We start from the raw sequence: 1,125 nt of genomic DNA, 5'->3' as shown, positions 1-1,125 counted from the left end.
CCCGGTGCGCTGCTGTATCTCGGCGATGGCCACGCCCTGCAGGGCGATGGCGAAACCACCCAGTGGGCGCTGGAAACTTCGCTGGACGTCGAGGGGCGGGTGGCGCTGGTGAAGCGGCAGTCGATCGCCACGCCACGGGTCGAGTCGCCGACCCAGATCATGACCCTCGGCCAGGCCGGCTCGAGCGACGACGCGCTGCGCGTGGCCACCTCCGGCATGCTGCAGTGGCTGCGCCAGGGCTACGGACTGAGCCTGTCCGAAGCGACCCAGGTGCTGGGCGTGGCGGTGCAGTACCACGTCGCCAACCTGGCCGGGCGCAGCGTGGGCGTCGTCGCGAAGCTGGACAAAGCCGTGCTGCGCACTCTGCCCGCTCCGGCTGCGACAACGCCGGACTAGACGACCGGTCTAATCGGGCGTACAGTGCACCCCATGAGCACTGCGACCGCCCCTGAACCCCTCGATGTCCGCGACAGGATCCTGGCCACCGGCCAGCGGATCATGGGCGGAAAGGGCTTTTCGGCGGTCGGCCTGAATGAGGTCCTCACCGCCGCCGGTGTGCCCAAGGGATCGTTCTACCACTACTTCGGCTCCAAGGAAGCGTTCGGCGAGGCCTTGCTGGAGGACTACTTCGCCGCCTACCTGGCCGAGATGGACGCCACCTTCCGCCAGCCCGGCCTGAGCAAGGCGCAGCAGCTGGATGCGTACTTCCGCGCCTGGCGGGACGCCCAGTCGTTCGAGGACTGCCAGGGCAAGTGCCTGGCGGTGAAACTCGGCGCCGAAGTGGCCGACCTGTCGGCCAGCATGCGCGCGGCGTTGCAGCGCGGTACGGCCGGCATCGTCGAACGCCTGGCAGGGGCGATCGAGGCCGGCGTCGCCGATGGCTCACTCCGCGTCCACGGCGATCCCACTACGGTGGCCCAGAGCCTGTACCAGCTGTGGCTGGGCGCCAGCATCATGGTCAAAATCACCCGTACCCTGCAGCCCTTCGATACGGCGCTGAGCGCGACCCGGCAAGCACTTCACCCTTCGGCCTGATGGCCGGAACACCCCGGAGGCACGTCATGACGATGTGCCTTTTCATTCGCCCACATCGTAGACGACTGGTCTACTCACCCCGTCCCACCC

The 1,125-nt window shown here is 68.2% G+C and carries 2 protein-coding genes; both read left to right on the top strand.

All coding sequences use genetic code 11. The annotated features are described in order from the left end of the window. Positions 1-396: acetamidase/formamidase family protein (locus DBR34_RS19505; protein ID WP_181394084.1), on the top strand; the 396-nt coding region annotated here is incomplete at its 5' end. Between the two features lie 33 nt (positions 397-429). Beyond that, the gene (locus DBR34_RS19500) at positions 430-1,035 is read left to right on the top strand and encodes a TetR/AcrR family transcriptional regulator (protein WP_128098008.1); all 606 of its coding nucleotides are present in this window, start codon (positions 430-432) and stop codon (positions 1,033-1,035) included. The last annotated feature ends 90 nt before the right edge of the window (positions 1,036-1,125 follow it).

It is taken from the genome of Stenotrophomonas sp. HMWF003 (genome assembly GCF_003061285.1).
GTDB lineage: Bacteria > Pseudomonadota > Gammaproteobacteria > Xanthomonadales > Xanthomonadaceae > Stenotrophomonas > Stenotrophomonas maltophilia_AP.
This window is presented reverse-complemented; position numbering and strand designations above follow the sequence as displayed.